Here is a 25,665-nt window from a genome sequence, read left to right on the forward strand (position 1 = left end):
CGCTCGTCACCTGGTCAGGTGGACGAACAGGGATTCCCAGCGGTCCAGGACGTGGTCGAGCCGGAAGGTGCCGGCCCGTGCCCGAGCGGCGGCGCCCAGGCGCCGCCGCTCCCACGCCGAGCCCATCAGCCGGGCCAGCGCCGCGCCGAACGCGCCGACGTCCCCGGCCGGGACGAGCACCGGCCCCACCGACCGCACCCCGCCCGACACGTCGAACGCCACCGCGGGCACCCCATGCGCCGCCGCCTCCAGCAGCACGACCGGCAGCCCCTCGTGTTCGCTGGTCAGCCCCAGGATCGCCGCCTCCAGATATTCGCCCGTCATCCGGTCGGCGGGGACGCGGCCCCTGAACACCACCCGCTCCCCGACGCCCTCACGCACCGCGTGCGCGCGCAGCCGCTCCAGCTCGGTACCGTCGCCGATCAGGTGCAGCTCCCACGGCGCCGGCGCGCCGGCCCTGGCGAACGCGCTGATGAGCCGGTCGAACCGCTTGACCCCCTCCATCCGCCCCACCCCCAGCACCCGGGGGGTCTCCATCCCGGACGCCTCCTCCGGCCAGCGCGCCAGCGGGTTGGGCAGGGCCCAGGTGTTGGGCAGCAGCGCCTCCTCGGAGAAGCGCCAGGCGTCGTCCTCGCTGAGGAAGACCGCCTGGTCGAGCTTGAGGTAGTGCTGCCGGATCGAGCCGAAATGCCAGCAGCCGCGGGCGTGCTCGTACGAGCCGTGATACTGCCCGACCCGATGGAGCGAGCCGGGCAGGACGGACGTCAGCCGCGTCACCACCCCCGGCGAGGTCAGTACCGCGAAACCTCCCCGCATCGGGTCGAACAGGGCCGCCAGCCGCTCGTCGGCCCGCCTGTGTGCCCGCGCGCTCTGCGGTCCCAGGGGTTCCGGGCTGATCACGTGGTGCCGGTAGCCGGGCTCCTCGACGTAGCGGAACGGCGCCGCCGCCCGGTGCAGCCCGACCACGTGCACGTCGTAGCCGCGTTCGGCCAGCCCCTGCGCCAGGGTGTGCGTCACCTGCTGGATGCCCCCCAGCGTGTCGGCGTCCATGCAGGCGAACACCACGGTCATGACGCCGCCCGGTGCCCGAAGAAGGCGTCCACGACGCGCGCGGCGGCGTCCCCCCGCTCGTCCGCGCACCACAGCTCGCGGAAGGCCGCGTACCGCTCGGCATGGGCCGCGTGTACGGCCGGCAGTTCCCGTAGTGCCTCGACCACCTCCTCGGTCGTCGTGACGCACGGCCCGGGGGCGATCGCCGGCAGGTCGTGGTAGACGCCCCGCTCGGTCAGCCGGTACTCGTCCCAGTCGTCGATCAGGAACACCATGGGCTTGCCGGTCAGCGCGTAGTCGCACATCACCGACGAGTAGTCCGTGAGCAGCGCGTGCGAGGCCAGCATCAGGTCGTTGATCTCCGGGTACGACCCGGCGGGCCGGACGAAGTGCCTGACGTGCTGCGGGGTCCTGAAGCGTTCCACCGGGTGCGTGCGCAGGATCAGCACCCACTCGCCGGCCAGTTCCTCGGCCATCAGCTCCAGGTCCGCCCGGATCGACCGGCCGCTGTTCTTGGCCCGGTCGCGATAGGTGGGCGCGTACAGCAGGATCTTCCTGCCGGGCGGTATCTCCAGCCGTCGCAGGACGTCGTGCCTGCTCTCCTGGCGCACCAGCGCGTCGCAGCGCGGCGTGCCGTACCTGAGGACCTGGCCCGTGTAGCCGTTGGAGGGCAGGAAGACCCGTGAGAACTCGGCGCTCGGCGAGACGAGCGCGTCCCAGCGGGCGACGGCGGCGCGCCACTCGGCACGCGGGCGGTCGAAGTCGGCGCGCAGGTCGGGCGCGTCGAAGCCGACCGACTTGATGCCCTGGCCATGCCAGGTCTGGAGATAGCGGGTACCGGGCGGTTTCGGGTAGTTGAGCGGGAAGCCGTGGCTGTCGACCCAGATGCCCGCGCGGGCCAGCAGCCATACGTACCGCCAGCCGCCGCGGCGGACCAGCCGGGCGTCGGCGGGGAAGTTCGCCCGGCACCTGGCCACCGACCAGACGACGCGGATCGGCAGGCCGCGCCGGCGCAGTTCCTCGTAGATGGCGCGCGGGCTGCCGGTGTAGCCCTTGCCGACGTCCGCCTCGAACAGGGCCAGGTCAAGGCGGGACGGGAGCAGGCGGATCACCGTCTTGTAGAAGCGCAGCTTCATCGCCGGGGTGCTGAACCGCCGCAGCAACCGGCGCTTGATCCGGTGGAGCCGTGACCTGACCGAGGGCACGCGTACGCGCAGGTACGCGGCGTTGCCCTCGGCCGTGACCGTGCGCGCGGCCGGCAGCGCGATCGGTTCCATGGCGGGCGGGGCCATCAGCCGGTCGGTCGTGGTGCGGCCGTCGGAGCTCCTGGTGAACCCGATGCGCGGCTCGCACGAGGCCGCGGGTGTGAAGGTGATCTCACTCACGTAGCCGCCGTCACCGGACGCGACCGGCTGGATGGGGACGCGTTGGCCGCCGAGTTGGAGGAAGGCCGTCCAGTCGACCGGCAGCGCGCCGAAAGGGTCGTAGGTGTGCACTGTCATCCGGATCCGCTCGCCGTCCCCGGCGATCTCGGTCACTTCGTGCCGCAGGCGGGCGGCGGTGTAAGGCAGCTCGGCCATCCGGAGCCGGGTGATGTCCATGCCGGGCGTGACCGTTGTGCCCCAGTACGTCCGTCCCTCATGGCGTACGGCGGCCCGTGGGGCGGCACACGGGTCGGGCAGCGATCGGGCGGCCACCAGCAGGTCGTCGACCCGGTCGCCGAGGATGAGATGGCAGCAGACCCGGGCCATCGGCTCGATCCGCTCGAACACCCCAGGCGGGATCTCCTCCAGGTACGGCCGCACGAGGGCGGCGAACTGCTTCGCCCACACCCGGCCGCGCCTGGGCAGCGGGTTGAGGTACACGCGCAGGTCCTGCCTGAGGAAGCGGTACTGCCGGTCGGGCACCAGGTCTCCGGCGCCGTGGGCACGCAGCACGTCGTCGCTCATCCGGGCCGCCGCCACGCGCTGCCGTACGTTGTCCATCTCCTTGATGCTGAGCGAGATGGAGCGGTCGTCGGGCGCGCGGTGCCAGTGGTAGACCACCCAGGGCACGACCGCGAACCGGCGCGAGACGGCGTACAGGCCGGCCGCGAAGACGTGGTCCTCGTAGTGGAGGTCCTCCGGGAAGCGCAGCCCGTTCTCGCGCAGGAAGCGCACGTCGTAGAGCTTGTTGGTGCTGAAGCAGTCGAGGAACAGCTCGGGCTCCTCGCCGATGCCCGCCACGACCCGCCGCCTGGCGAACAGCGACGGGTAGTAGGGCGCCAGCCGGCCGCTCCGCTCGTGCAGCCGGGAGATCTGCCCGGCCACGAAGTCGGCGCCGGTCCGCTCGATCTCGCCGAGCAGGCTCTTGCAGGCGTGCCTGGGCAGCTCGTCGTCGCTGTCGAGGAACATCACGTACGGTGCGGTCGTCGCGTCGAGACCGTCGTTGCGCGGTGCGCCGCAGCCGCCGCTGTTGACCTGCCGGCGCAGGTAGCGGACACGGGGATCGGACCGCGCCAGCTCCCTCGCCACCCGGGGCGTGTCGTCGGTGCTCGCGTCGTCGGCGATGATCACTTCGAGGTCGCGTAGCGACTGGCCGAGTACCGATCGCACGGCCCTGGGCAGGCGGGCCGCGTCGTTGTAGGTGATCACGACAACAGTGCAGTCCGGCATGCTCATCTCCCCCGAATGTCCCCCGAAATAAGACATGTAGGGATGAACTGCCCCGGCTTCGGGAGAAGTGTCCGGACTTGATGGTGTCTTTGCTGAATCAGCGCGTCCTGATCAGCCGGCCGATATCAGCGCATGAGGCGTCTGATCAGCCAGCCGATGAACAGCAGCCCCGCGATCGCCCCGGCGACGGGCGCCAGGCGCTTCAGCAGCGGCGTCCCGGCGATCTCCAGCAGGTCGAGCGCCTCCTCGTCGGGCGTGCGCGACGTGCGCAGCGTCCCGGCGGGCCGGACGTCCTCCTCGGGACCGGGCACCACGCTCAGCCGTGGTTCGCCCTCCAGGGGCTCCGCGGGTATGGACACGGCGGGCGCGGGCTCAGCCGCCGCCTGCGCCTCGTGAGCCGGCTCGGTCAGCAACTGCGCGAGGTTGGCGGCGAACCTGTCGATGAGCTTCGCGCCGACCTCGGCCATGACGCCGCGCCCGAACTGGGCGGGCCGGCCGGTCACGTTGAACGACGTCTCCACCAGGACCGTGGTGGACCCGTCGCCCGGCGTCAGCGTGGCCTTGACGGTCGCCGAGGCCGTCCCCGCGCCGCGCGCCTCCTTGCCCGAGGCCTGGATGGTGAGCGTATGGGCGTCCTTGTCGACGTTCTCGAACCTGGCCACGCCCCGGTAGGTCACGGTGATCGGGCCGACCTTGACCTTCATCCGGCCGGTGAACTCGTCGCCCTCGAAGAGGTCGAGCGAGGCCCCCGGCAGGCACGGCGCGACCCGTTCGACGTCGAGCAGTACGGCCCACGCCTGCTCGACCGGCACCGGAACGCTGAACTCATGCTCGAACCGCATCGCCATGGATCCGCTCCTCTCCGCTGATTGCGACATTACGACTGAGAAGGGGCGCCCGGAAGGGGCGCCCCCTCGAACCGGTCAGGGAGACCCGGCGGCGTGGACAATCGCGCGATGGGTCAGCACCCTGGCCAGGTGCCGGCGATAGTCGGGCTGGGCGTGCAGGTCGGAGGGCGGAGCGGTGCCGGCCGCCGCCTCCTCGCACGCCTGCCGTACCTCATCGCCCAGCCGTCTGCCGCGCAGGGCGGTCTCCACCGCGCGGGCCCGCACGGGCGTCGGGCCCATGTTGGTCAGGCCGATCCGCGCCTGCTCGATCGCTCCGTTGGAACGCTTGACCGCCGCGGCCACCCCGACGATGGCCCACGACTGCGCGGTCCGGTGGAACTTCTCGTAGTGATAGCCCCAGCCGGCGCCGAGCTTCGGGAGCCGCACCCCGACCAGGACCTCTCCCGGCCGCAGCGCCGACTCCAGGTAGTCGACGAAGAACTCGGCGGCGGGGATCTCCCGCTCGCCCTCGGCCGACCTGGCCACGAAGACGCCCTCCAGCGCCAGGACCACCGCGGGCAGGTCGCCCGCCGGATCGCAGTGCGCCAGCGAGCCGCCGAACGTGCCGCGGTGCCGTACGGCGGGATCGGCGACCGTCGCGGTGGCCAGCGCCACGAGCGGGCAGTCGGCGTTGACCACGCCGGAGCGCAGCACCTCGTCGTGCGTGGCCATCGCGCCGATGAAGACGTGGTCGCCACGGTCGTGCACGCCCGTCAGCTCGGGCAGGCGGCCCACGTCGACCAGCTTCGACGGGTAGGCCAGCCGGAGCCGGAGCAGCGGGAGGAGCGACTGGCCACCGGCCAGGACCTTGGCGTCCTCGTCGGCGGCGAGCTCCTGGACGGCCTCGCCGAGCGAGCCGGCGCGGACGTAGTCGAACTGGGCCGGGATCATCGCAGCGCCCTCCAGATCCGCTCGGGTGTACATGGCATCTGGATGTCGTGGATGCCGCGTGGTCGCAGCGCGTCGACGATGGCGTTGACGACGGCCGGGGTCGAGGCGATCGTGCCCGCCTCGCCGACCCCCTTGGCGCCCAGCGGATTGCTGGTGGCCGGGGTCTCGGTCCGGTCGGTGACGAAGTCCGGCAGGTCCATCGCGGTCGGCAGCAGGTAGTCGGCCATCGTGGTGGTGAGCAGGTTGCCCTCCGAGTCGTAGACGGCCTCCTCGTACAGCGCCTGCGCGACGCCCTGCGCGATGCCGCCGTGGATCTGGCCCTCGACGATCAGCGGGTTGACCACCGTGCCCACGTCGTCGACCGCCACGTACGAGCGGATCTTCGCCATGCCGGTCTCGGTGTCCACCTCCACCGCGCACAGGTGGGTGCCGTGCGGGAAGGAGTAGTTCTCCGGGTCGAAGGTGGCGTCGGAGTCGAGCCGGGCCTCGACGCCTTCGGGCAGGTCGTGGGCGGTGAACGCGGCGTAGGCCAGCTCCTGGATGGTCTTCTGGGAGTCGGTGCCCTTCACCGTGAACACGCCCTCGGCGAACTCCAGGTCGTCGGGCGAGCATTCGAGCAGGTGTGAGGCGAGCTTCCTGGCCTTGTCCTTGACCTTGTCACACGCCTTGAGCACGGCGATGCCACCGACGGTCAGCGAGCGCGAGCCGTAGGTGTCCATGCCCTTGTGCGCGATCGCCGTGTCACCGTGGAGCACCGTGATGTCCTCGAACGGCACGCCGAGCGCGTCGGCCGTGATCTGGCTCCACGCCGTCACGTGGCCCTGGCCGTGCGGGGAGGTGCCGGTGATGACCTCGACCTTGCCGGTGGGCAGCATGCGTACCGAGCCGTGCTCCCAGCCGCCCGCGCCGTAGTTGGCCGCGCCGAGCATCCGGGACGGGGCCAGCCCGCACATCTCAGTGAACGTGCTCACGCCGATCCCGAGCTGGACCGGGTCGCCCCGATCCCGCCGGTCGGCCTGTTCGGCGCGCAGCTTGTCGTAGCCGAACAGCGCCATCGCCCGGTCCGTCGCCGCCTCGTAGTTGCCCGAGTCGTAGGTCAGCCCGGAGATGGTGGTGTACGGGAACTCCTCATGCTTGATCCAGTTGCGCCGCCGTACCTCCATCGGGTCCAGCCGCAGCTCGGCGGCCAGCTCGTCCATGACCCGCTCGATGGCGTACGTCGCCTCTGGGCGGCCCGCGCCACGGTAGGCGTCGGTCGGCATCTTGGTGGTGAAGACGCCCGTGCAGCCGAACTCGTAGGCGTCCATCTTGTAGATGCCGTTGAACATCGACGCGCCGAGCATCGGTATGCCGGGAGTGACCAGCATCAGGTAGGCGCCCATGTCGGCCAGCAGCTCCACCTGCAGCCCGCGGATCCGCCCGTCGGCCTCGGCCGCCAGCCTGAGGTGCTGGATCTGGTCGCGGCCGTGGTGCACGGTCAGGTTGCCCTCGGAGCGGGACTCCGTCCACTTGACCGGCTTGCCCAGCCGCCTGGTGAGCAGCAGGCACAGCACCTCTTCGGCGGTGACCTGGAGCTTGGAGCCGAACCCGCCGCCCACGTCGGGCGCGATCACCCGGATCTTGTGCTCCGGGATGCCGGTCACCACGGCCAGCATGACGCGCAGAACGTGCGGGATCTGCGTGGACGACCAGAGCGTGAAGGAGTCACCGTCGGTGCCGGCGAGCACCGCCCGCGGCTCCATCGCGCTCGGGATGAGCCGCTGCTGGATGTAGGTCCGGTCGATGACCACCGGCGCGTCCCTGAAGGCGGCCTCGACGTCACCCGAGGTGATCTTCACGGTGAACGCCTGGTTGCCCGCCTCGTGCACCTTGGGGCTGTCGGGGGCGAGCGCCTCGTTCATGTCGAGTACGGCCGGCAGCGGCTCGTAGTCGACCTCGATCGCCTCCAGCGCGTCGGCGGCCAGGTAGTGGTCGGTGGCCACCACGCAGGCGACGGCCTCGCCCACGTACCGCACCTCCGACACGGCCATCGGCGGGTGGTCGGGGATCACGATGTCCTCGCTCACCGGCCAGGCGCACGGCAGGCTGCCCTGCTCGGCGGCGAAGTCCTGGCCGCCGAAGGCCGCCACGACGCCCGGCAGGTCGCGCGCCGCCGAGACGTCGACCCGGGTGATCCGCGCGTGCGCCATCGGGCTGCGCAGGAACATGACGTGCAGCATCCCCGGCTGCCGCAGGTTGTCGGTCCATTGGGTACGCCCGGTCAGCAGCCGCCTGTCCTCCTTGCGCTTCCTCGCCTTGCCGACCTCGGTCATGGCGTCCTCACCGCCTGGCCCATCTCCTGCGCGCCCCGGCGTACCGCGCGGACGATGTTGCAGTAGCCGGTGCACCGGCAGAGATTGCCTTCCAGGCCCTCCCTGATGGCGTCCTCCGACGGGTCCGGATTGTCCCTGAGCAGGTCGATCGCGGCCATGACCATGCCGGGGGTGCAGTAGCCGCACTGCAGGGCGTGTTCCTCGTGGAAGGCCTGCTGCATCGGGTGCATCGACCCGTTGGCGCCCAAGCCCTCGATGGTGACGACGTCGCAGCCGTCGGCCTGCACGGCGAGCACCGAGCAGCTCTTCACACTCTTGCCGTCGAGCATGACGGTGCAGGCGCCGCAGTTGCTGGTGTCGCAGCCGACCGGGGTGCCGGTCTTGCCCAGACGTTCTCGTAGCAGGTGGACGAGAAGGAGTCGCGGCTCGACTTCCTCCTCGTACTTGACTCCGTCGACGGTGATGGCTGTCCGAGGCATACGTCCTCCCAGAGGAACGCGGGAAAGGCGGACAAGGCCAACGTACGCCGGTGTTTTTCCCGGTCAAGGGTTACTTACCGCGGATCACCCGCGCGATTACGGCGACGAACCCCGCGAAACCCAGCCCGATGATCACCACAGACACCAGGACCAGCGGGTCCGTGATCGCCCGGGTCAGGATCAGGATGCCGAGCACCACGAAGAGCGTGCCGCTCAGCAGTGCCATCCAGTCCGTCCGGTGCACCCTGCGCGGCTTGTCGACCTCACGCGGCACGCCGCACCTCCATGTCGCCGACGCCGCCCCGCAGGTTCAGCACAATGGTCGGGATGGCGCCCTTCGGACGCGTGTCGGGCTCCAGTACCTTGTCGAACTTGACGTCGACGCCGCCTCTGAGCGACTGGTCCACCTTGATGTCGCCGACCTTGTTGGTGGCGTGCACCTCGACCCGCGCCGTCGGTGGCACGATCACCATCAGCTCGCCGATCGAGACCTTGGCGTTGACCGTCAGATTCGCGCCCGGCGTGAGCTTGAGCTCGGACAGGTCGAGCCGGCCGTCCCCGACGCCCACGTCGTAGATCCGGTTCGCCTCGGCCACGGTGGTCGGCCGCCAGACGAAGTCGCCGACATTCCGCGGCAGATCGCCGACCATCATGCCGAGGCCGATCAGCAGGGCGACCATGGTGCCGGAGGCGACCAGGCCCGCGCCGCGGCCCCACCAGGCGGCGATCAGCAGCCCGGCGCCGATGGTGACGAGTACGGCGCCGCCGACCAGGGTGGGACTGACCCCCGAGGCGGACCTGGCTTGGACCGCCACGACGATCCCTCCAATGATGATTGCCAGCAACATGGTCATGGCGCCGATGAACGATCTGGGCCGCTTCTGCTTCTGGCGGGGCGGGGGCGTCGGCCTGCCGTACAGGGCGGGGTCGTACGGCAAGTAGCCGCCGACGGCTCGCCTGCGCGGGTCGAGCGGCTGGAAGGGGCCGTTCGGCGCGAACGGCTCGCCGTAGCTGAGGGCGGTCATCGAGTCGGTACGGGAGCGCGTCGGAGCGGCCGGCGGGGGCGGGGGCGGGGTCTCGGGGGCAGGCCTCGGGCGCGGCTCCGCGATCCTGTACGGCTCCGCCCTCTCGTACGGCTCCGCCCTCTCGTACGGCTCCGCGCGAACGGCGGCCGGTTCATCGGCCGGCTTGTCGATCGGTGCTTCTCTGGGCTCGTCGGTGGCCCGGTCGTCGTTCGGCACGTCGGCGGGGACGGGGTTGACGCGCGTCGGGGCGGTCGGCGGCTCTGATCCAGCGGGAGACGCGGTCGCCGTCTCCGTCACCGGTTCGCGTGTGTGCGGCTCGGCGGCCGGGCGGGGCCGCACATAGCCTGCCGTGGGCGTGGTTTGGCGTTGAATGGGCGAATACGCGAAGTCGTTCAGGTACGGCTCGGACTCGCCTGGCTGAGCGCGACGGGTGAGCCGCTCGGGCATCGACCGGACCAGGCCGAGCAGGTCCACGCCGTTGGTGTGCGCCGCGAGCAGCCCGATGGCCAGCATCATGCCGACCACCAGCGTGCCCGAGTCGAGCCAGACCGTCGCCAGGTTGAGGCCGAGCCCGGCGGCGAGCACCGCCGTCAGCAGCGCCATCACGGTGGCGGCGTCGAAGTCGCGCCCGGTCCACTGCTCGATGTAACCGGGCCGTCCGTTCGGCTCCTTCATCAGCAGGAACGCCGCGATGTACAGGAACAGCCCCATCCCGGAGCCGAACAGCAGCACCGCGAAGGCCACGCGGAACACCACCGGGTCGATCCCGGTGTAGCGCCCGAGTCCGGCGCAGACTCCCATGAGGAAGCGCCCCTCGCTGCTACGTCGCAGCGCGGTCGGCGGGGCGGCCGGTTCCTTGGGTGGTGCTTCTGTCATGCCACTATCGTGGCCCCACCGGCCCGCTGTCTGCATCCGGGAGACCCCTGAGCCGACCCGGGGGTTGTTCCCTGATGTCCCCAACGCGGCGGACATGTGACGATGGCGATGTTATGGCTGACCAGAAGACTCTTGCCCAAGCCGGTGGCGACGCGCCCTACCACCGGATGATGCGCCCTATGGAGGGCCGGCTGCTCGGTGGCGTGGCACAAGGGCTCGCGGCTCAGCTGAAGCTCGATCCCGTGGTGATCAGGCTGATGTTCGTGCTGCTCAGCGTGGTCGGCGGGGTCGGCGGGGTGGCGTACGCGGTGCTCTGGATGATCACGCCCCGCGTGCCGTACGAAGGGCAGCCGCCGCAGCGCGACTGGAGCCAGCTCGCGGCGTTCAGCGCGATCGGTGTGGCGCTGTTCGCGTTCGGCTGGCTGACCGGCGCCTCCAAGGGAGGCATCGCCATCCTGCCGTTCGCCGTGGTCGGCATCGGCGCGCTCATCCTGTGGCAGCAGGCCGATCCCGACCGCCGCCGCAACTGGATGAGCGGGGCGACGAAGAGCATCAGGAAGAACCGGGTCCGCACGCTGCTCGGCATCGTGCTCGTCGTCATCGGCGCGGGGGGCTTCCTGGCCGCCCAGGGGGAGCTGTCCAAGGCCAAGCCCGGCTTGATGTTCACCGTCGTGGTGGTCGGTGGATTGGCGGTCATCGCCGCGCCCTGGCTCGCGGGCCTGTGGAAGGAGCTCCAGCTGGAGCGGCGCGACCGTATCAGGTCGGAGGAGCGGGCCGAGGTCGCGGCGATGGTGCACGACTCGGTCCTGCACACGTTGACGCTGATCCAGCGCGTCGCGCACGATCCGCGCGAGGTCACCAGGCTGGCCCGCGCGCAGGAGCGCGACCTGCGCAACTGGCTCTACCAGCCGGCCCAGGACGCCGACGCGACGCTCGCCGCGGCCGTACGCAGGATCGCCGCGGAAGAGGAGGACGCGCACGGCGTACCGATCGAGGTGGTCTGCGTGGGCGACATCGAGCTCGACTCGGCCGGCAAGCTCGGCGCCATGCTGAAGGCGTCGAGGCAGTCGATGGTCAACGCCGCCAAGTACTCCGGCAGTCCGTCAGTTTCCGTCTATGCCGAGGTAGAGGGCGAAGAAGTCACGATTTTCGTGAAGGATCGTGGCAAGGGATTCGACCTCAACGCGGTGCCTCTCGACAGAATGGGGATCAGGGAGTCCATCATCGGGAGAATGGAGCGTCACGGCGGCGCCGCCAGGGTGCGCACCGAGCCCGGCGAGGGCACGGAAGTGATGTTGACGATGAAGGTGGAGAAGCAATGACCAGGGTGCTGATCGTCGACGATCACCGGCTGTTCCGTTCCGGCGTACGGGCCGAGCTGGGCGACTCGATCCAGGTCGTCGGAGAGGCCGAGGACGTCGAGACGGCGGTCAAGGCGATCGCAGAGCTCGCTCCCGACGTGGTCCTGCTCGACGTGCACATGCCCGGCGGCGGTGGCCAGGAGGTCCTGCGCAGGGTGCTCGGCGCCGGGTCGCAGGTACGCTTCCTGGCGCTGTCGGTGTCCGACGCGGCCGAGGACGTGATCGGCGTGATCCGCGGCGGCGCCCGCGGCTACGTGACCAAGAACATCAGCGGCACCGAGCTGACCGACGCCATCCGCCGGGTGGCCGACGGCGACGCGGTCTTCTCGCCGCGGCTGGCCGGGTTCGTGCTCGACGCGTTCGCCTCGTCGGAGGCGCCGTCGATCGACCCCGAGCTCGACTCGCTGACGCAGCGCGAGCGCGAGGTGCTCCGGCTGATCGCCCGCGGCTACGCCTACAAGGAGATCGCCAAGGAGCTGTTCATCTCGGTCAAGACGGTCGAGACACACGTGTCGTCGGTGCTGCGCAAGCTCCAGCTGTCCAACCGGCACGAGCTGTCCCGCTGGGCCACCGCCAGGCGGCTTGTTTAGCAGCTTTTGCCCGTTTCTCTCATGCGAAGGCCAAGATGCTGGCTTAGTTGGCTCTGGCATGCGACATTTCCAGAATGGGCAGGGACGTGCCGGTCGTCGTGTTCAGTCGGGACGATCGTCGGAAATATCGGGAAAAAGTGCGACGATGCCTGGACGTCTTCGCCCAGATGCTCCGTGAGGCTCGCTTCGAGGTCGACCGGCCCCTCGCCGGCCTGGAGATCGAGCTCAACATCGTGGACGCGGCGGGCGAGGCGGCCATGCGCAACGCCGAGGTGCTCGCCGCGATCCAGCAGCCCGACTGGGCCACCGAGCTGGGCCAGTTCAACATCGAGATCAACATCGAGCCCCAGGAGCTGGGCGGCGACGGACCGCTCAGGCTGGAGAACGACGTCAGGGCCCGGCTCAACCACGCCGAGGAGCGCGCCCGGTCCGAGGGCGGCCACCTGGTCCTGATCGGCATCCTGCCCACGCTGCGCGAGCAGGACATCGGCGAGGGCACGCTGTCGGCCAACCCGCGCTACCGGCTGCTCAACGAGCAGATCTTCGCCGCCCGCGGTGAGGACCTGCACCTGTCGATCGAGGGCATAGAACGCCTCGACACCCACGCCGACAGCCTCGCGCCCGAGGCCGCGTGCACCAGCGTGCAGCTCCACCTGCAGGTCAGCCCGGAGCAGTTCGCCGCGCACTGGAACGCCGCCCAGGCCATAGCCGGGGCGCAGGTGGCCGTCGCCGCCAACTCGCCGTACCTGTTCGGCCAGGAGTTGCACCGAGAGACCAGGATCACGCTGTTCGAGCAGGCCACGGACACCCGTCCCGCCGAGCTGAAGGCTCAGGGCGTACGGCCGCGCGTCTGGTTCGGTGAGCGGTGGATCACCAGCGTGTTCGACCTGTTCGAGGAGAACGTCCGGTACTACCCGGCGCTGCTGCCGCTCTGCGAGGAGGAGGACCCGCGAGCCGAGCTGGAGCAGGGCCGCATCCCAGAACTGCACGAGATGACCCTGCACAACGGCACGATCTACCGGTGGAACCGGCCGGTGTACGCGGTGGCCGGTGGCACCCCGCACCTACGGGTGGAGAACCGGGTGCTGCCCGCCGGGCCGTCCGTGGTGGACATCGTGGCCAACGCGGCCTTCTACTACGGGCTGATGGCCGTGATCCCGCATGCCGAGCGGCCGATCTGGAGCCAGATGTCGTTCGCCGCCGCCGAGGACAACCTGAACAGCGCGGCCAGACACGGTCTCGACGCGCGTCTCTACTGGCCGGGACTGGGAGAGGTGCCCGCGGGCGAGCTGATCCTGCGCCGCCTGCTCCCGCTGGCCCACGAGGGACTGGACAAGTGGGGCGTGGACCGGCCCGTGGCCGACAGGTTGCTCGGGGTCATCGAGGGCCGGTGCCTGTCGGGCCGTACCGGAGCGACCTGGCAGGTGGAACGGGTACGGGCGCACGGCGGCGACCGGCACGAGGCGCTGCGGGCGATGACGCTCGAGTACATCGAGCGGATGCACGGCAACGAGCCGGTGCACACTTGGGACGTGTGACGCCTTTGAGAAGATCCCTGGCCCTTGTCCTGGTGTTCCTCCTGGCCGCGTGCGGACCGTCCCGGCCCGCTTCCATGGACGCGTCAGGGGCCGACACGTTCGAGGGTGACGTACGGACGGCGCGGGAGCTGACGGAGGCGTTCTGGAAACAGCAGTTCAGCGCCCTCGGCCGGACTTACCGCCCTATTACCGATTTCGTGCCGTATTCGGGGAAATCTGGGCCGAACTGCGGCGGCCAGCCGGCCGTCCCGAACAATGCCTTCTACTGCCCGGACGGACATTTCATTGCCTATGACCAGGACTGGATGGAGTCGCTCTGGAGCGAGATGGGAGACGGCTCGGTCTACCTGATCATCCCCCACGAGTTCGGGCATTCGGTGCAGGCCCAGCTGCGGGCCGGCTTCGACCTGAACGTACAGGCGGAGCTGCAGGCCGACTGCTACGCGGGCGGCACGCTGTCGTCGCTCGTCAGCGCGGGCGCGCTGCGGGCGGAGCCGGGGGACGAGGACGAGCTGTTCTTGAACCTGGAGGCGGCGGGCGACCCCACGGACGACTGGCTCAACCCCAGCGCCCACGGCACGGCCCAACAGCGCCAGCAGTCCTTCGCCAACGGCCTGAACGGCGGAGTGGGCGCCTGCTGACCACCGGCCCGCTGTTTTGTCGGGTTCGCGTGGGTGGGTGAGGGCCTGCTGGGGATGTATTCGCGTGTCAACCCAAAGGATGATGCGGCCGATCATGACGTCGGCATACCGTTGCCCCATGCCATTGGGAGAGATCGGCTGGCTGCGCGGGGGCGCCTGCAGATCCAGTGATCCTGAGCTGTTCTTCCCGCTCGCGCCCTCCGCCACCCAGGAGGCGCGCGCCAAAGCGGTCTGCGCCACCTGCCAGGTCCTGACCGAGTGCCGCTCCTACGCGCTGACGGCAGGAGAAACGGACGGCATCTGGGGCGGCCTGACCCCGGAGGAGCGCCGACGCTCCCGCTTCCCCTCCGGCTGGCGCAGCCCAGCCGCCAGTTAGCGTCGAGCGGTGCGGGCCACGACGTGGTCTGTGCAGGCGGGGAGCCCGTGACGGAGGAGGGCGACGTGGTCTGTGCAGGCGGGGAGCCCGTGACGGACGAGGGCGACGTGGTCTGTGCAGGCGGGAGCCCGTGACGGACGAGGGCGACGTAGCCTTCAGGAGTGCTGCTTCGCTCGATCGCCGTGCTGGCCGTGGCCAACGTCCTCAACAACCGGGTGGCGCCCCGCCTCGCCCCCCTGACCTCCGCCGCCGCGACCGCCGCCCTGGTGGCGATGGCGCGACGGTCCGGGGTGTCATGGCAGGAGCTCGGGTTCGAGCGCGGGCCAAGGGGCGCGGCCATCGGCGGCGCCCTGGCAGCGGGTGTCGCCGCCGTCTACACGGTCGGGGTCGCGATGCCACGCACCAGGCCGCTGTTCCAGGACGACCGCGCCCTGTCGCTGTCGCGCGCACGCGTCCTGGAGGAGGCGCTGGTGCAGGTCCCTCTGGGCACGGTCCTGCTGGAGGAGATGGGTTTCCGCGGCGCCCTGTACGGCACGCTTCGCCGCACCCACGGGACCGTCGCCGCGACGGCGGTGTCATCGGCCCTGTTCGGGCTATGGCACATCCTCCCGGCCATCGACATGTCCCGCGCCAACCCGGCACTCGGCGCCCTGACGGCCGGAGAGACCCCTGGCCGCCTGGACACGGCCCGCGTGGTGGCGGGCAGCGTGGCGTCGACGGCGGCCGCAGGCGTCCTGTTCTGCGAACTACGCCGCCACGGCGGATTGACGGCCCCGACCATGCTGCACCTGGCGACCAACTCCCTCGGCTACCTCTTCGCCAGAATCGCCGGAAAGCAGCCCGCGCCCACCAAATGAGCGGGTCCGCCGGGACGGGGTCAGGCCGTTGTGACGGTTTGGAAGGCCTCCGCGTAGTGGCCTTCGCCGAAGCCGGCCTGTTCGGCCCACGCGGCGAAGCGGCTCTTCACGAAGTCGGCGAAGCCCTCGACGTGTCCCACCTGGCTGACATGCGACTGCAGGGCCGCCAGCTTGCGGTCGATCGCCTCCGTGATGTCCACCCAGTGGTTGGGCGTGGAGCCGCCGTTGAGCCAGACCTCGCGGACCGTCCAGGCCTCCAGGCCCTCGTCCTTGACCAGTTCGGGGAAGGCGTACGGGTTGCGGGCGTCGGGGTAGACGGCGTCGAGGGTGGAGCCGCCCACGGCGCGGTGGTCGGGGTGGCTGGGGGCGATGAACTGGTAGTTGCGGTCGGGGTGGTGGGTGATCACCAGGTCGGGACGTACCTGACGGATGACCCTGGCGATGTCCTTGCGCAGTGCCAGCGACGGCACCACCGTGCCGTCCGCGTGGCCCAGGAAGCGGACGTCCGTGACGCCCACCGCCTTGGCGGCGGCCGTCTGTTCGGCTCTGCGCAGCTCGGCCATGCCGGTGTTGTCGAGCGTACGTTCGTTGCCGCCCGCGTCGCCGTCCGTGACCAGCAGGTAGGTGACCTCGACCCCCCGATCGACGAAGAGGGCGACCGTTCCCGCGGCGCCGAAGTCGGCGTCGTCGGGGTGCGCGGTCACGACGAGTACCCGGTTGATCTCGTTGTCGGCGAGCATCTTCTCCCTTTCGGATCGTTCACTGACGACAACCAGCGGTTCACGGCCGACATTCCGGGCTTCCGACCGGCGATCGGTGGAGCCGGTTCCAGGGGTTCGGGGGGATTGTCGGTTTTAGGTAGTGGGATTCCAGGCGTCGAGGCGCCGTTTGTCGGTGGAGAGTCTTAACCTGGGTGCGTGCCGACCCAAGTCTCTGTTGACCACCCCTTGCTCGATGGCCTCAACCCGCAACAGCGGGAGGCCGTGATCCATCATGGCGGTCCGCTGCTGATCGTGGCGGGGGCGGGGTCGGGAAAGACGCGGGTGCTCACCCATCGCATCGCCTACCTGCTCGGCGAGCGGGAGGTGCATCCGGGCGAGATCCTGGCCATCACCTTCACCAACAAGGCCGCGCGCGAGATGAAGGAGCGCATCGACCGGCTCGTCGGGCCCAGGTCGAAGGCGATGTGGGTGATGACGTTCCACAGCGCCTGCATGCGCATCCTGCGCCGTGAGGCCAAGCGGCTCGGGTTCCCCTCCAGTTTCTCCATCTACGACCAGGCCGACTCGCAGCGGCTGATGGCGATGGTGTGCAGGGAGATGGACCTCGACCCCAAGCGCTATCCGCCGCGGTCGTTCTCGGCCCAGGTGAGCAACTTCAAGAATGAGCTGGTCGACTACGAGACCGCGCTCGACAAGGCGGGCTCCCACCTGGAGAAGGTGCTCGCCGAGGCCTACAAGAGCTATCAGCGCAAGCTCACCGAGGCCGGCGCGATGGACTTCGACGACATCATCATGAACACGGTGACGCTGTTCCAGCTCTTCCCGGAGGTGGCCGAGCACTACCGGATGCGGTTCAGGCACGTGCTCGTCGACGAATACCAGGACACCAACCACGCCCAATACATCCTGATCAGGGAGCTGGTGGGCCGCCCCGACCTGCGTACGGCCGACGGCGAGCTGGTCCGATCGGGCGCCGACCAGTCGGAGCTGTGCGTGGTCGGCGACGCCGACCAGTCGATCTACGCCTTCCGTGGCGCGACGATCCGCAACATCCTGGAGTTCGAGCGCGACTACCCCGACGCGCGCACGATCCTGCTGGAGCAGAACTACCGCTCCACCCAGAACATCCTGGCCGCCGCCAACGCCGTCATCGCCCGCAACGAGTCGCGCAAGCCGAAGAACCTCTGGTCCGACCAGGGCGACGGACCCAAGATCGTCGGTTACGTGGCCGACAACGAGCACGACGAGGCCATGTTCGTGGCCCAGGAGGTCGATCGGCTCAGCGACGAGGAGGGCGTCAAGGCCGGCGACGTCGCGGTGTTCTATCGCACCAACGCGGCCTCCCGGGTGTTCGAGGAGATCTTCATCCGCACCGGCCTGCCCTACAAGGTGGTCGGGGGTGTGCGCTTCTACGAGCGCAAGGAGGTCAAGGACCTGCTGGCCTACCTGCGCGTGCTGGCCAACCCCGCCGACGTGGTGTCCATGCGGCGCATCCTCAACGTGCCCAAGCGCGGCATCGGCGACCGGGCCGAGGCGATGCTGGAGGCGCTCTCCTCGCGCGAGCGCATCTCCTTCTGGGACGCGCTGCGCAGGGCCGAGGAGGCGTACGGCATGGCGACGCGCTCGCTCAACGCGGTGCGCGAGTTCGTCGCGATGATCGAGGGGCTGATCGGCAAGGCCGAGGGCATGCCGCCGTCGGCGCTCGCGGAGGAGATCCTGGTCGCCACCGGTTACCGCGCCGAGCTGGAGGCTTCGGAGGATCCGCAGGACGAGTCCCGGCTGGAAAACCTCAACGAGCTCATCTCGGTGGCCTCGGAGTTCGAGGAGGCCAATCCCGAGGGCACGCTGGTGGAGTTCCTGGAGCAGGTGTCGCTGGTGGCCGACGCCGACCAGATCCCCGAAGCCGACGGCGGGCAGGGCGTGGTCACGCTGATGACCCTGCACACCGCCAAGGGGCTGGAGTTCCCGGTCGTCTTCCTGACCGCGATGGAAGACGGCGTCTTCCCGCACATCCGCTCGCTGGGCGAGCCGAAGGAGTTGGAGGAGGAGCGCCGGCTGGCCTACGTGGGGATCACCAGGGCCCAGAAGCGCCTCTACCTCACGCGGGCCGCCGTACGCAGCTCTTGGGGCTCACCGTCGTTCAACCCGGCCTCGCGGTTCGTCAACGAGGTGCCGGTGCAGCTGCTCGACTGGCGTACCCCGCCGGAGAAGTCGGCCTGGAGCGCGGCGACCCGGCGCGAGCCCGCGCAGGCGGCGGCGCCGAAGAAGGGCGCCCGCACGGTGCCCACGCTGGCGCCCGGCGATCGGGTGACGCACGACGCGTTCGGGCTGGGCACCGTCGTGGCCGTGGACGGGGTGGCGGAGAAGACCAAGGTCAAGATCGACTTCGGGAGCGGAGGCGAGAAGACGCTGCTGCTCGCCTACGCTCCGCTGGAAAAGCTCTGACCGCTGGAAGGCTCTGACCTTCCGGGTAGGCCTTCCCGGTAGGCCTTCCCGGTAGGCCTACCGGAAGGCTCCGGCCCGTGGGGTGCTCAGCTCTTCTGCTGGGCGCCCTTCGGAAGGGCGCTGCCCTTCTTCCACTCGGTCCAGTTGAGCTGCCAGTAGCTCCAGCCGTTGCGCCAGTCGAGCTTGCGCTTGGTGCCGGTGATCTTGACGACGTCGCCGCGCTGGGCGATGCCGTAGAACCACTTGGCGCCGGCCGGAGTGGCGCGGACGCAGCCGTGGCTCTGGTTAGAACGGCCTAGAAACTGGTAGTAGCCCGCGCTCTGGTGCACGTACTCGCCGCTGTCGGAAATGCGTATCGCCCACGGGATCTCCTCCTTGTAGTACTGAGGATCCTTGGGGTCGGTGACGCCCATCCACGCCGAGGTCATGGTCTCCAGCGGCTTCTTGTTCATCGTGAGATGGGTGCCGCTGGTGGTCAGGTAGACGTCCACGCCGTTCTTGACCATGCCGCCGCGACCCGCGCTGATGGGGATCGACTTGACGAGCTTTCCGTCGCGCCGGACCTTCATCACGTGACTGCGGGTGTTGACCACCGAGATGTTGGAGTAGCCGACGGCGAAGCGGCGGCTGACGTCCTTGGCGGCCTCGTTGCCAGGAATCTGGCTCAGGTGGGCGTTGAGCTGAACCTTCTGGTGCGGTCGCCAGTACGTCTTGGTGCGGTAGACGACCTTGCGGTCGGTCACCCAGCGCCAGGCGCCGTCGACCGGCCGGTCCGCCTGCACCTGCAGGACGGCCTCGGCCGCCGCCCTGTCGGTCACCTTGCGGTCGAACGTCACGATGATGGGGAAGCCGACGCCCACCTTCTCCTTGGCTTCCCCCTCGGGGGTGATGTCGGCGATCTCCAGTGCGGCCTTCTTCGCCGCGACCTTCTGTACCGGGCTCTTCGGTACGGCCTTCCTCGGCACGGCGGCGCCGGCCGCGTGCACCGGGCTGGTGGCGGCGGCCTGGGCCACAGCCACCGGGGCAGGCGTTCCTTCCGTGCTACAGGCCGCCACCGTGGTGATCAGGGCGGCCAGAGCCAGCATCCGGGGGAGGGGTTTCAAGGGTTTACTCCAGGACTATGTACTACGCATCAGGCGTCTCATAAGTGAGACAACCAAAAGATGCCATACGTGGACGCCTGGCTATAACGATCATGTAACGCCTCTTGGGGTCCTGGTTTGCGGCCCCCGGCTCAGTCGTTGAGCTTGGTGGTGATCTTGCTCGCGGGCGGCGACTTGATCGACACCTTGGTACCCCAGCCCGTGTAGCGGGTCTCGGTCGTGACCGCCTTGTCCTCCCACCAGGAGATGTCCAGGAAGTCCGTGGCCTTCCAACGCACGCGGGAAAGCCGCGATCGCAGCGGGACACCCGAGTCGGCGCGAATGACGCCTGGCTCGGCGGGGGGAACCCAATAGGGTGCCGGGATGCGGGTACTGATTTCGGGTGGGGCGGGGTTCATCGGGAGCACGGTCGCGTCGGCGTGCCTGGACGCGGGGATCACGCCGGTGATTCTCGACAACCTGGTCACGGGGCGGCGGGAGTTCGCCGAGGGCCGGACTTTCTACGAGGGCGATATCGCCGACGGGGCGCTGGTCGACAAGATATTCGCCGAGCAGCCCGACATCGAGGCGGTCATTCATTGCGCGGCGCTGATCGTGGTGCCGGATTCGGTGGCCGATCCGGTCGGCTACTACCGGGCTAACGTCACCAAGAGCCTGGAGTTCGTGGATCACCTGCTGCGCAACGGGTGCGAGCGGCTGGTTTTCAGCTCCTCGGCGTCGATTTACCGCACGGGGGACGATCATACGGTCGACGAGCGGTCGCCGCTCGACCCGCAGAGCCCTTACGCGCGGACCAAGGCGGTCTGCGAGGCGATGTTCGCCGATGTCGCGGCGACTCGGCCGATCAACGTGCTGTCCCTGCGCTATTTCAATCCGATCGGGGCGGATCCCGCGATGCGCACCGGGTTGCAGCTGCGGCGGCCGAGCCACGCGCTGGGCAAGATGATCGGCGCGTACGAGGAAGGCGTGCCCTTCGAGATCACCGGCACCGACTACTCCACCCGTGACGGCTCCGGGATCCGCGACTACGTCCATGTCTGGGATCTGGCGGCGGCGCACGTGGCCGCCTTGCGGCGCTTCGATGAGCTGTCCGGCGTGGAATCGGTCATCAACCTGGGCACCGGCTCAGGGACGACCGTGCGTGAGCTGGTCGATGCGTTCAACCGGGTGGTGACGCGGCCGGTCGAGGTGGTCGAGACCGAGCGGCGGCCCGGCGACGTGGCGGGCGCCTATACGCGCAGCGACCTCGCGCATCGGCTGCTGGGGTGGCGGCCACGCTACTCGATCGAGGACGGGATCAGGCACTCGCTCGAATGGGCCGCCGTACGGGACTCGCGCCTCGCCGAATGAGCGACCTGCCGCCCCGTCTCTCCCGCCTGACGACGGGAGAGACAGGAGCCCGGCTTTCTCACGGTGGAGCTGAGGGCGAGCCGGGCTGTTCTACGGTGGAGCCGAGCGTGAGCCCGGCTCTTACGGTGGAGCCGAGCGCGAGCCCGGCTCTCTCCCGGTGACGCCGTACAGCGGTTCGGTGGTTACTGCGCGATCCTGCTGAGCGGGAGCGTCAGCGAAGGAATCTCGTCCGTGCTGTCCGTGCCGTCCTTGAGCTCGTCCGTCACCTGGTCGGCCGGCGGCGCCGTGATCTTCACCGCGCTGCCCCAGCCGCTGTACAGGGTCTCGACGCTGAGGCTCGACTCGTCGTCCATGTTCGAGGAGAGCGCGGCCAGCGGCATCGTCGTGACCAGCCGGGAAGGCAGGCCCTTGGCATCGACGGTGAGCTTCCAGGAGAGGGCGATCTTCGACGTCTTCTTGCTGGCCGTGCCGAGCAGAAGGTTGCCGCGGAAGGACGGGGAGATCCTGCGCAGGTCACCCACGGTGATCTTGCCCGCGTAGCCGCCCTTGGCCGGCTGCGCGCTCTTGAACAGGGTCTTGAGCGTGGCCGCCTCGGTGAGGTTGAGCGGCTGGCCGTAGACGCCGCTCAGGCCGGAGAACGGCACATTGCGCATCCTGACCCACGTCTTGTCCGTGGGCAGCAGGTCTACCCAGAGCCCGCCGGACAGGTACGACGTCTTGCCAATCGTGATCGTCCGCTCGGGCCTGGACAGGGCTTTGAGGGTCTTGTCCTCGCTGTCGGCCGGACCCATCCCCTTGACATTGAACTTGCCGGTGATGTCCGACGCGGCGACGCCCGTCTTGCTGAACTGATACGTCCCCGACCGGCGGGTGATGATGCCCCGCCCGTTGCCCTGGATGGCAGTGGTGCGCTCGCTGAACTTCACGCCCTTGCCGGCGGCGAACTGCTTCTTCACCGCGGCGACCGGGTCCTTGGCGGCCGGTGCCGCCTGTGCCGGCCCGGCAGCCATGAGTGTGGCGGCCGACGCTAAAGCCAGCCCCGTGATGATGCGCTTCATATCAATGCCCTTGTCTCTTGATTTACGGAAGCGGGAGGATCCTGCCAAACGAAGATCACGACGATATCTCACCCGATTGTCCGCACGGGGGAAAATATGTGGATTTTTCGTGCAGAAGGGCCCCGACGCGGTCGGGGCCCTTTGTTGAAATTTCTGACTATGGGGTGTTTCCGTCGTCGTCAGGCGGAACGCTGACGTAGTTCCTGTCGATGGCGGCCGGCGGCTCGGGGGCCTTCTTCGTCAGGTCCTTGATGTCCGAGACCTGGTCGGACGGAGGCGCGGTCACGTTCACCGCGGTGCCCCACTCGGTGTATCGGCTTTCGGTCGTGGCGTTGAGGGTGACCTTCTTGGTGACCTTCATCGACCACGAGATGGCCAGCCGCTTCACCAGTTTCCGAGCGTCGAGCGTCAGGCGCCAGGAGATCACGGTTTTGGCGGGCTTGCCGGTCGGCTTCACCGCGATCTGCTCGCGGAACGTCGGCGACAGCTTGTACAGCTCGGCGAAAGTGACCGAGCCGCGATACTGGGCGCCGCTTACCGTCTTCTTCGTGGCAAGCAGGTATTTGAGTGTCGCCGGTTCGAAGGCGTTGATGAGCTGGTCGCCATATGCGGCCGAGGACGGGCTGCCGGTCATGCCGACCCAGCTCTTGTTCTCGGGCACCAGGGTGCTGTACAGGCCGCCGTTGACGTACATGCGCCTGCCCACGCTGACGAGGTAGATCCGCTCGGTGAGCAGGTCGACGGAGTCGGCGATGGAGGCGTCCTTCGCCGCCATCTTCTTCAGCCGCGCCCGTTCCTCCGGCGTGAGGATCGGAGTACGGGTGTTCTCGGCGCCCGCGATGCCCTTGGCGTCGAAACCGATCACGCCCTGCCTGTCGGCCTGGGTGTAGGACTCATCGCCGACCTTGATGCTGGTCCGCTCGGCGAACTTGACTCCCTGCCCCGCGACGAACTGCTTCTTCAGCGCCGCCACCGGGTCCGCCGGCTTGGCCTGCGCGAACGCGGGAGTGGCCACGGCCAGCGCGGAAACTGCCACCGCGCCGGCGATCCATCGCCTCATAGATGTGGGTGCCCTTCTTCAGATGTCCCGAAATATCGTGCTGAAGTGAGATCACTGTCACATAACGGGATAACTGAGACCCGATGACCTGGTCAGGTCAAGCTTGGGGCTAGGCTTCACTGGCGGAAACGCCCGGCACGCACGCACGGGGTGGCCCGGGCCGTCGAATCATTCAGTCGAACAAGCGTCGAACATCAGTCGGATAAGCAAGGACGGACCCTCGTGGACCTGTTCGAACATCAGGCGAAGGAGCTCTTCGCTGACTACGGCATCCCGGTGCCACGCGGCATCGTCGCCCACACCGTGGAGGAGGTGCGGGCGGCGGCAGAGCAACTGACCGGCCGCGTCGTCGTCAAGGCCCAGGTGAAGACCGGAGGCCGCGGCAAGGCCGGTGGCGTGAAGGTGGCCGACGACGCCGCCGACGCCGTTGACAAGGCCAACGCCATTCTGGGCATGGACATCAAGGGCCACACGGTCCACAAGGTGCTCGTGGAGGAGGCCAGCGCGATCGCGGAGGAGTACTACTTCTCCTTCCTGCTCGACCGCGCGAACCGTACCTTCCTCGCGATCTGCTCCGCCGCGGGCGGCATGGAGATCGAAGAGGTCGCGCACACCGCGCCCGACAAGGTGGCCAAGATCCCGGTCTCCGCGCTGGACGGCATCGACCGCGCCAGGGCGCGGGAGATCGCGGCCGCGGGCGGGCTGCCCGAGAAGGCGCTGGACGGCGCCGCCGAGCTCATCGAGAAGCTCTGGTGCGCGTTCGTCGACGAGGACGCCACGCTGGTCGAGGTCAACCCGATGATCCTGTCGGCCGACGGCCAGGTGAAGGCGCTCGACGGCAAGGTCACGCTCGACGACAACGCCGTGTTCCGCCAGCCGGAGCACGAGGCGTACGCCGACAAGGACGCCGAGGACCCCCTTGAGGCCAAGGCCAAGGAGAAGGACCTCAACTACGTCAAGCTCGACGGTGACGTGGGCATCATCGGCAACGGCGCGGGCCTGGTCATGTCGACCCTCGACGTGGTCGCCTACGCCGGCGAGGCGTTCCCCGGCAAGCCGTCGCCCGCCAACTTCCTCGACATCGGCGGCGGCGCCTCGGCCGAGGTCATGGCCGCGGGCCTGGAGATCATCCTCTCCGACCCGAGCGTGAAGTCGATCTTCGTGAACGTCTTCGGCGGCATCACCTCCTGCGACGCCGTGGCCAACGGCATCGTCTCGGCCTTCAAGCTGCTGGAGAGCCGCGGCGAAGCGGTGACCCACCCGCTGGTGGTCCGGCTTGACGGCAACAACGCCCTGCTCGGGCGGCAGATCCTGGCCGACGCCGCACTCCCGCGCGTCGAGCTGGTCGACACGATGGACGACGCGGCCAAGCGGGCCGCCGAGCTCGCTGCGGTAGGTGCGTAACACATGGCTATCTGGCTGACCGAGAACAGCAAGATCATCGTCCAGGGAATGACCGGCGGTGAGGGCACCAAGCACACCCGCCGCATGCTCGCCTCCGGGGCCCGCGTGGTCGGTGGCGTCAACGCCCGCAAGGCGGGCACGACGCACGAGGGCCTGCCGGTGTTCGGCACGGTGAAGGAGGCCATGGAGCAGACGGGCGCCGACGTGTCGGTCGCCTTCGTGCCCCCGGCCTTCACCAAGGACGCCGTCAAGGAGGCCATCGACGCGGAGATCCCGCTCTGCGTGGTGATCACTGAGGGCGTGCCGGTCCACGACTCGACCGAGTTCTGGGCGTACGCGATCGCCAAGGGCAACAAGACCCGCATCATCGGCCCGAACTGCCCCGGCATCGCCTCGCCCGGCGCCTCCAACGCCGGCATCATCCCCGCCGACATCACCACGGCCGGCCGCATCGGCCTGGTGTCCAAGTCGGGCACGCTGACGTACCAGCTCATGTACGAGCTGCGCGACTTCGGCTTCTCGACCGCGGTGGGCATCGGCGGTGACCCGGTCATCGGTACGACGCACATCGATGCGCTCCAGGCCTTCCAGGACGACCCGGGCACCGACGCGATCGTGATGATCGGTGAGATCGGCGGCGACGCCGAGGAGCGGGCCGCGGCCTACATCGAGCAGCACGTCACCAAGCCCGTGGTGGCCTACGTCGCGGGCTTCACCGCCCCGGAGGGCAAGACGATGGGCCACGCCGGCGCCATCGTCTCCGGCTCCGCCGGCACCGCGCAGGCGAAGAAGGAGGCCCTCGAAAAGGTGGGCGTCCGCGTCGGCAAGACTCCGTCCGAGACCGCGCGCCTCATGCGCGAGATCATGCAGTCGCGCTGATTTCCGGCTGAAGAACGCCCCGCCCGTTTCGTGGCGGGGCGTCTTTTTTGTTCCGAACCGGGGGATGGCGTCCCCTGTGAAACCGCGGAGACCCCCAAAGAGGGCGA

At 69.2% G+C, this 25,665-nt stretch carries 23 protein-coding genes; 10 read left to right on the top strand and 13 right to left on the bottom strand.

The features are described from left to right. Positions 1-6: 6 nt before the first annotated feature. The 8 genes from AB0H88_RS31660 to AB0H88_RS31695 all read right to left on the bottom strand — a co-directional run bounded on the left by AB0H88_RS31660 (position 7) and on the right by AB0H88_RS31695 (position 10,174). Positions 7-1,071 (bottom strand): glycosyltransferase, encoded by a 1,065-nt coding sequence (locus tag AB0H88_RS31660; protein WP_357650871.1) that lies wholly within the window; start codon positions 1,069-1,071, stop codon positions 7-9. Beyond that, positions 1,068-3,704, bottom strand: coding sequence for a CDP-glycerol glycerophosphotransferase family protein (locus tag AB0H88_RS31665; protein WP_357650873.1), 2,637 nt, complete (start codon positions 3,702-3,704; stop codon positions 1,068-1,070). The genes AB0H88_RS31660 and AB0H88_RS31665 overlap by 4 nt, the downstream gene beginning before the upstream one ends. Positions 3,705-3,829: 125 nt before the next feature. Next, positions 3,830-4,552 carry an SRPBCC family protein gene (locus tag AB0H88_RS31670; protein WP_357650875.1) on the bottom strand — a complete coding sequence of 241 codons (723 nt, stop codon included), beginning with the start codon at positions 4,550-4,552 and terminating at the stop codon, positions 3,830-3,832. A 75-nt stretch (positions 4,553-4,627) separates the two neighbouring features. Next, entirely contained in the window at positions 4,628-5,482 is an 855-nt protein-coding gene (locus AB0H88_RS31675; RefSeq protein WP_357651170.1) for a xanthine dehydrogenase family protein subunit M, read from the bottom strand. After that, entirely contained in the window at positions 5,479-7,794 is a 2,316-nt protein-coding gene (locus AB0H88_RS31680; RefSeq protein WP_357650877.1) for a xanthine dehydrogenase family protein molybdopterin-binding subunit, read from the bottom strand. Before AB0H88_RS31680 ends, AB0H88_RS31675 begins: the two co-directional genes overlap by 4 nt. After that, positions 7,791-8,273 carry a (2Fe-2S)-binding protein gene (locus AB0H88_RS31685; RefSeq protein ID WP_357650879.1) on the bottom strand — a complete coding sequence of 161 codons (483 nt, stop codon included), beginning with the start codon at positions 8,271-8,273 and terminating at the stop codon, positions 7,791-7,793. Before AB0H88_RS31685 ends, AB0H88_RS31680 begins: the two co-directional genes overlap by 4 nt. Positions 8,274-8,343: 70 nt before the next feature. Next, entirely contained in the window at positions 8,344-8,547 is a 204-nt protein-coding gene (locus AB0H88_RS31690; RefSeq protein WP_357650881.1) for a hypothetical protein, read from the bottom strand. Next, a complete protein-coding gene (locus AB0H88_RS31695) occupies positions 8,537-10,174 on the bottom strand; it encodes a PspC domain-containing protein (protein ID WP_357650883.1) in 1,638 nt (545 codons plus the stop codon). The genes AB0H88_RS31690 and AB0H88_RS31695 overlap by 11 nt, the downstream gene beginning before the upstream one ends. 113 nt (positions 10,175-10,287) lie before the next feature. On the opposite strand from AB0H88_RS31695, the gene AB0H88_RS31700 reads away from it, so the two are divergent. From AB0H88_RS31700 to AB0H88_RS31725, 6 genes are all read left to right on the top strand, one after another. After that, positions 10,288-11,496 (top strand): PspC domain-containing protein, encoded by a 1,209-nt coding sequence (locus AB0H88_RS31700; protein WP_357650885.1) that lies wholly within the window; start codon positions 10,288-10,290, stop codon positions 11,494-11,496. Further along, positions 11,493-12,125 (top strand): response regulator transcription factor, encoded by a 633-nt coding sequence (locus AB0H88_RS31705; RefSeq protein ID WP_225293703.1) that lies wholly within the window; start codon positions 11,493-11,495, stop codon positions 12,123-12,125. Before AB0H88_RS31700 ends, AB0H88_RS31705 begins: the two co-directional genes overlap by 4 nt. Before the next feature lie 137 nt (positions 12,126-12,262). Then, entirely contained in the window at positions 12,263-13,663 is a 1,401-nt protein-coding gene (locus AB0H88_RS31710; RefSeq protein WP_357650888.1) for a glutamate--cysteine ligase, read from the top strand. Next, positions 13,660-14,304 (top strand): neutral zinc metallopeptidase, encoded by a 645-nt coding sequence (locus AB0H88_RS31715; RefSeq protein ID WP_357650890.1) that lies wholly within the window; start codon positions 13,660-13,662, stop codon positions 14,302-14,304. Before AB0H88_RS31710 ends, AB0H88_RS31715 begins: the two co-directional genes overlap by 4 nt. Before the next feature lie 118 nt (positions 14,305-14,422). Then, positions 14,423-14,680, top strand: coding sequence for a WhiB family transcriptional regulator (locus AB0H88_RS31720; RefSeq protein ID WP_225293697.1), 258 nt, complete (start codon positions 14,423-14,425; stop codon positions 14,678-14,680). 161 nt (positions 14,681-14,841) lie between these two features. Next, a complete protein-coding gene (locus AB0H88_RS31725) occupies positions 14,842-15,537 on the top strand; it encodes a CPBP family intramembrane glutamic endopeptidase (RefSeq protein WP_357650893.1) in 696 nt (231 codons plus the stop codon). 20 nt (positions 15,538-15,557) lie between these two features. Here AB0H88_RS31725 and AB0H88_RS31730 read toward each other — a convergent pair whose 3' ends face one another. After that, entirely contained in the window at positions 15,558-16,277 is a 720-nt protein-coding gene (locus AB0H88_RS31730) for a PIG-L deacetylase family protein (protein ID WP_357650895.1), read from the bottom strand. A gap of 207 nt (positions 16,278-16,484) precedes the next feature. Here AB0H88_RS31730 and pcrA point away from each other — a divergent pair, with 207 nt between their 5' ends. Continuing rightward, positions 16,485-18,704: a DNA helicase PcrA gene (gene pcrA / locus AB0H88_RS31735; protein WP_357651172.1), complete on the top strand. Its 2,220-nt coding sequence runs from the start codon at positions 16,485-16,487 to the stop codon at positions 18,702-18,704. A gap of 86 nt (positions 18,705-18,790) precedes the next feature. Here the strand turns inward: pcrA and AB0H88_RS31740 are convergent, their stop codons facing one another. Both AB0H88_RS31740 and AB0H88_RS31745 read right to left on the bottom strand, forming a co-directional pair. Next, positions 18,791-19,807: a L,D-transpeptidase gene (locus tag AB0H88_RS31740; protein WP_357650897.1), complete on the bottom strand. Its 1,017-nt coding sequence runs from the start codon at positions 19,805-19,807 to the stop codon at positions 18,791-18,793. 131 nt (positions 19,808-19,938) lie between these two features. Beyond that, positions 19,939-20,085, bottom strand: coding sequence for a hypothetical protein (locus AB0H88_RS31745; RefSeq protein ID WP_357650899.1), 147 nt, complete (start codon positions 20,083-20,085; stop codon positions 19,939-19,941). Positions 20,086-20,170: 85 nt separating this feature from the next. Here AB0H88_RS31745 and galE point away from each other — a divergent pair, with 85 nt between their 5' ends. After that, a complete protein-coding gene (gene galE / locus AB0H88_RS31750; protein ID WP_357650901.1) occupies positions 20,171-21,157 on the top strand; it encodes a UDP-glucose 4-epimerase GalE in 987 nt (328 codons plus the stop codon). A gap of 182 nt (positions 21,158-21,339) precedes the next feature. On the opposite strand, the gene AB0H88_RS31755 is transcribed toward galE, so the two are convergent. Beyond that, positions 21,340-22,215 (bottom strand): hypothetical protein, encoded by an 876-nt coding sequence (locus tag AB0H88_RS31755; RefSeq protein WP_357650903.1) that lies wholly within the window; start codon positions 22,213-22,215, stop codon positions 21,340-21,342. Between the two features lie 157 nt (positions 22,216-22,372). Continuing rightward, the gene (locus AB0H88_RS31760; RefSeq protein ID WP_357650905.1) at positions 22,373-23,275 is read right to left on the bottom strand and encodes a hypothetical protein; all 903 of its coding nucleotides are present in this window, start codon (positions 23,273-23,275) and stop codon (positions 22,373-22,375) included. 222 nt (positions 23,276-23,497) lie between these two features. On the opposite strand from AB0H88_RS31760, the gene sucC reads away from it, so the two are divergent. After that, complete coding sequence (gene sucC, locus AB0H88_RS31765; RefSeq protein WP_357650907.1) at positions 23,498-24,679, top strand: ADP-forming succinate--CoA ligase subunit beta; 1,182 nt, start codon at positions 23,498-23,500, stop codon at positions 24,677-24,679. A gap of 3 nt (positions 24,680-24,682) precedes the next feature. Further along, positions 24,683-25,558, top strand: a complete 876-nt coding sequence (sucD, locus tag AB0H88_RS31770) for a succinate--CoA ligase subunit alpha (RefSeq protein WP_219531323.1) — start codon at positions 24,683-24,685, stop codon at positions 25,556-25,558. The last annotated feature ends 107 nt before the right edge of the window (positions 25,559-25,665 follow it).

It is taken from the genome of Nonomuraea sp. NPDC050680 (genome assembly GCF_040654555.1).
GTDB lineage: Bacteria > Actinomycetota > Actinomycetes > Streptosporangiales > Streptosporangiaceae > Nonomuraea.

Excerpts from the sequence above, each read along its gene's own strand:
- AB0H88_RS31685 (WP_357650879.1), bottom strand. The coding sequence starts at position 8,273 with ATGCCTCGGACAGCCATCACCGTCGACGGAGTCAAGTACGAGGAGGAA.
- AB0H88_RS31700 (WP_357650885.1), top strand. The coding sequence starts at position 10,288 with ATGGCTGACCAGAAGACTCTTGCCCAAGCCGGTGGCGACGCGCCCTAC.
- AB0H88_RS31670 (WP_357650875.1), bottom strand. The coding sequence starts at position 4,552 with ATGGCGATGCGGTTCGAGCATGAGTTCAGCGTTCCGGTGCCGGTCGAG.
- AB0H88_RS31660 (WP_357650871.1), bottom strand. The coding sequence starts at position 1,071 with ATGACCGTGGTGTTCGCCTGCATGGACGCCGACACGCTGGGGGGCATC.
- AB0H88_RS31675 (WP_357651170.1), bottom strand. The coding sequence starts at position 5,482 with ATGATCCCGGCCCAGTTCGACTACGTCCGCGCCGGCTCGCTCGGCGAG.
- AB0H88_RS31680 (WP_357650877.1), bottom strand. The coding sequence starts at position 7,794 with ATGACCGAGGTCGGCAAGGCGAGGAAGCGCAAGGAGGACAGGCGGCTG.
- AB0H88_RS31760 (WP_357650905.1), bottom strand. The coding sequence starts at position 23,275 with ATGAGGCGATGGATCGCCGGCGCGGTGGCAGTTTCCGCGCTGGCCGTG.
- AB0H88_RS31755 (WP_357650903.1), bottom strand. The coding sequence starts at position 22,215 with ATGAAGCGCATCATCACGGGGCTGGCTTTAGCGTCGGCCGCCACACTC.
- AB0H88_RS31665 (WP_357650873.1), bottom strand. The coding sequence starts at position 3,704 with ATGCCGGACTGCACTGTTGTCGTGATCACCTACAACGACGCGGCCCGC.
- AB0H88_RS31705 (WP_225293703.1), top strand. The coding sequence starts at position 11,493 with ATGACCAGGGTGCTGATCGTCGACGATCACCGGCTGTTCCGTTCCGGC.
- AB0H88_RS31730 (WP_357650895.1), bottom strand. The coding sequence starts at position 16,277 with ATGCTCGCCGACAACGAGATCAACCGGGTACTCGTCGTGACCGCGCAC.
- sucD (WP_219531323.1), top strand. The coding sequence starts at position 24,683 with ATGGCTATCTGGCTGACCGAGAACAGCAAGATCATCGTCCAGGGAATG.
- AB0H88_RS31720 (WP_225293697.1), top strand. The coding sequence starts at position 14,423 with ATGCCATTGGGAGAGATCGGCTGGCTGCGCGGGGGCGCCTGCAGATCC.
- galE (WP_357650901.1), top strand. The coding sequence starts at position 20,171 with ATGCGGGTACTGATTTCGGGTGGGGCGGGGTTCATCGGGAGCACGGTC.
- AB0H88_RS31695 (WP_357650883.1), bottom strand. The coding sequence starts at position 10,174 with ATGACAGAAGCACCACCCAAGGAACCGGCCGCCCCGCCGACCGCGCTG.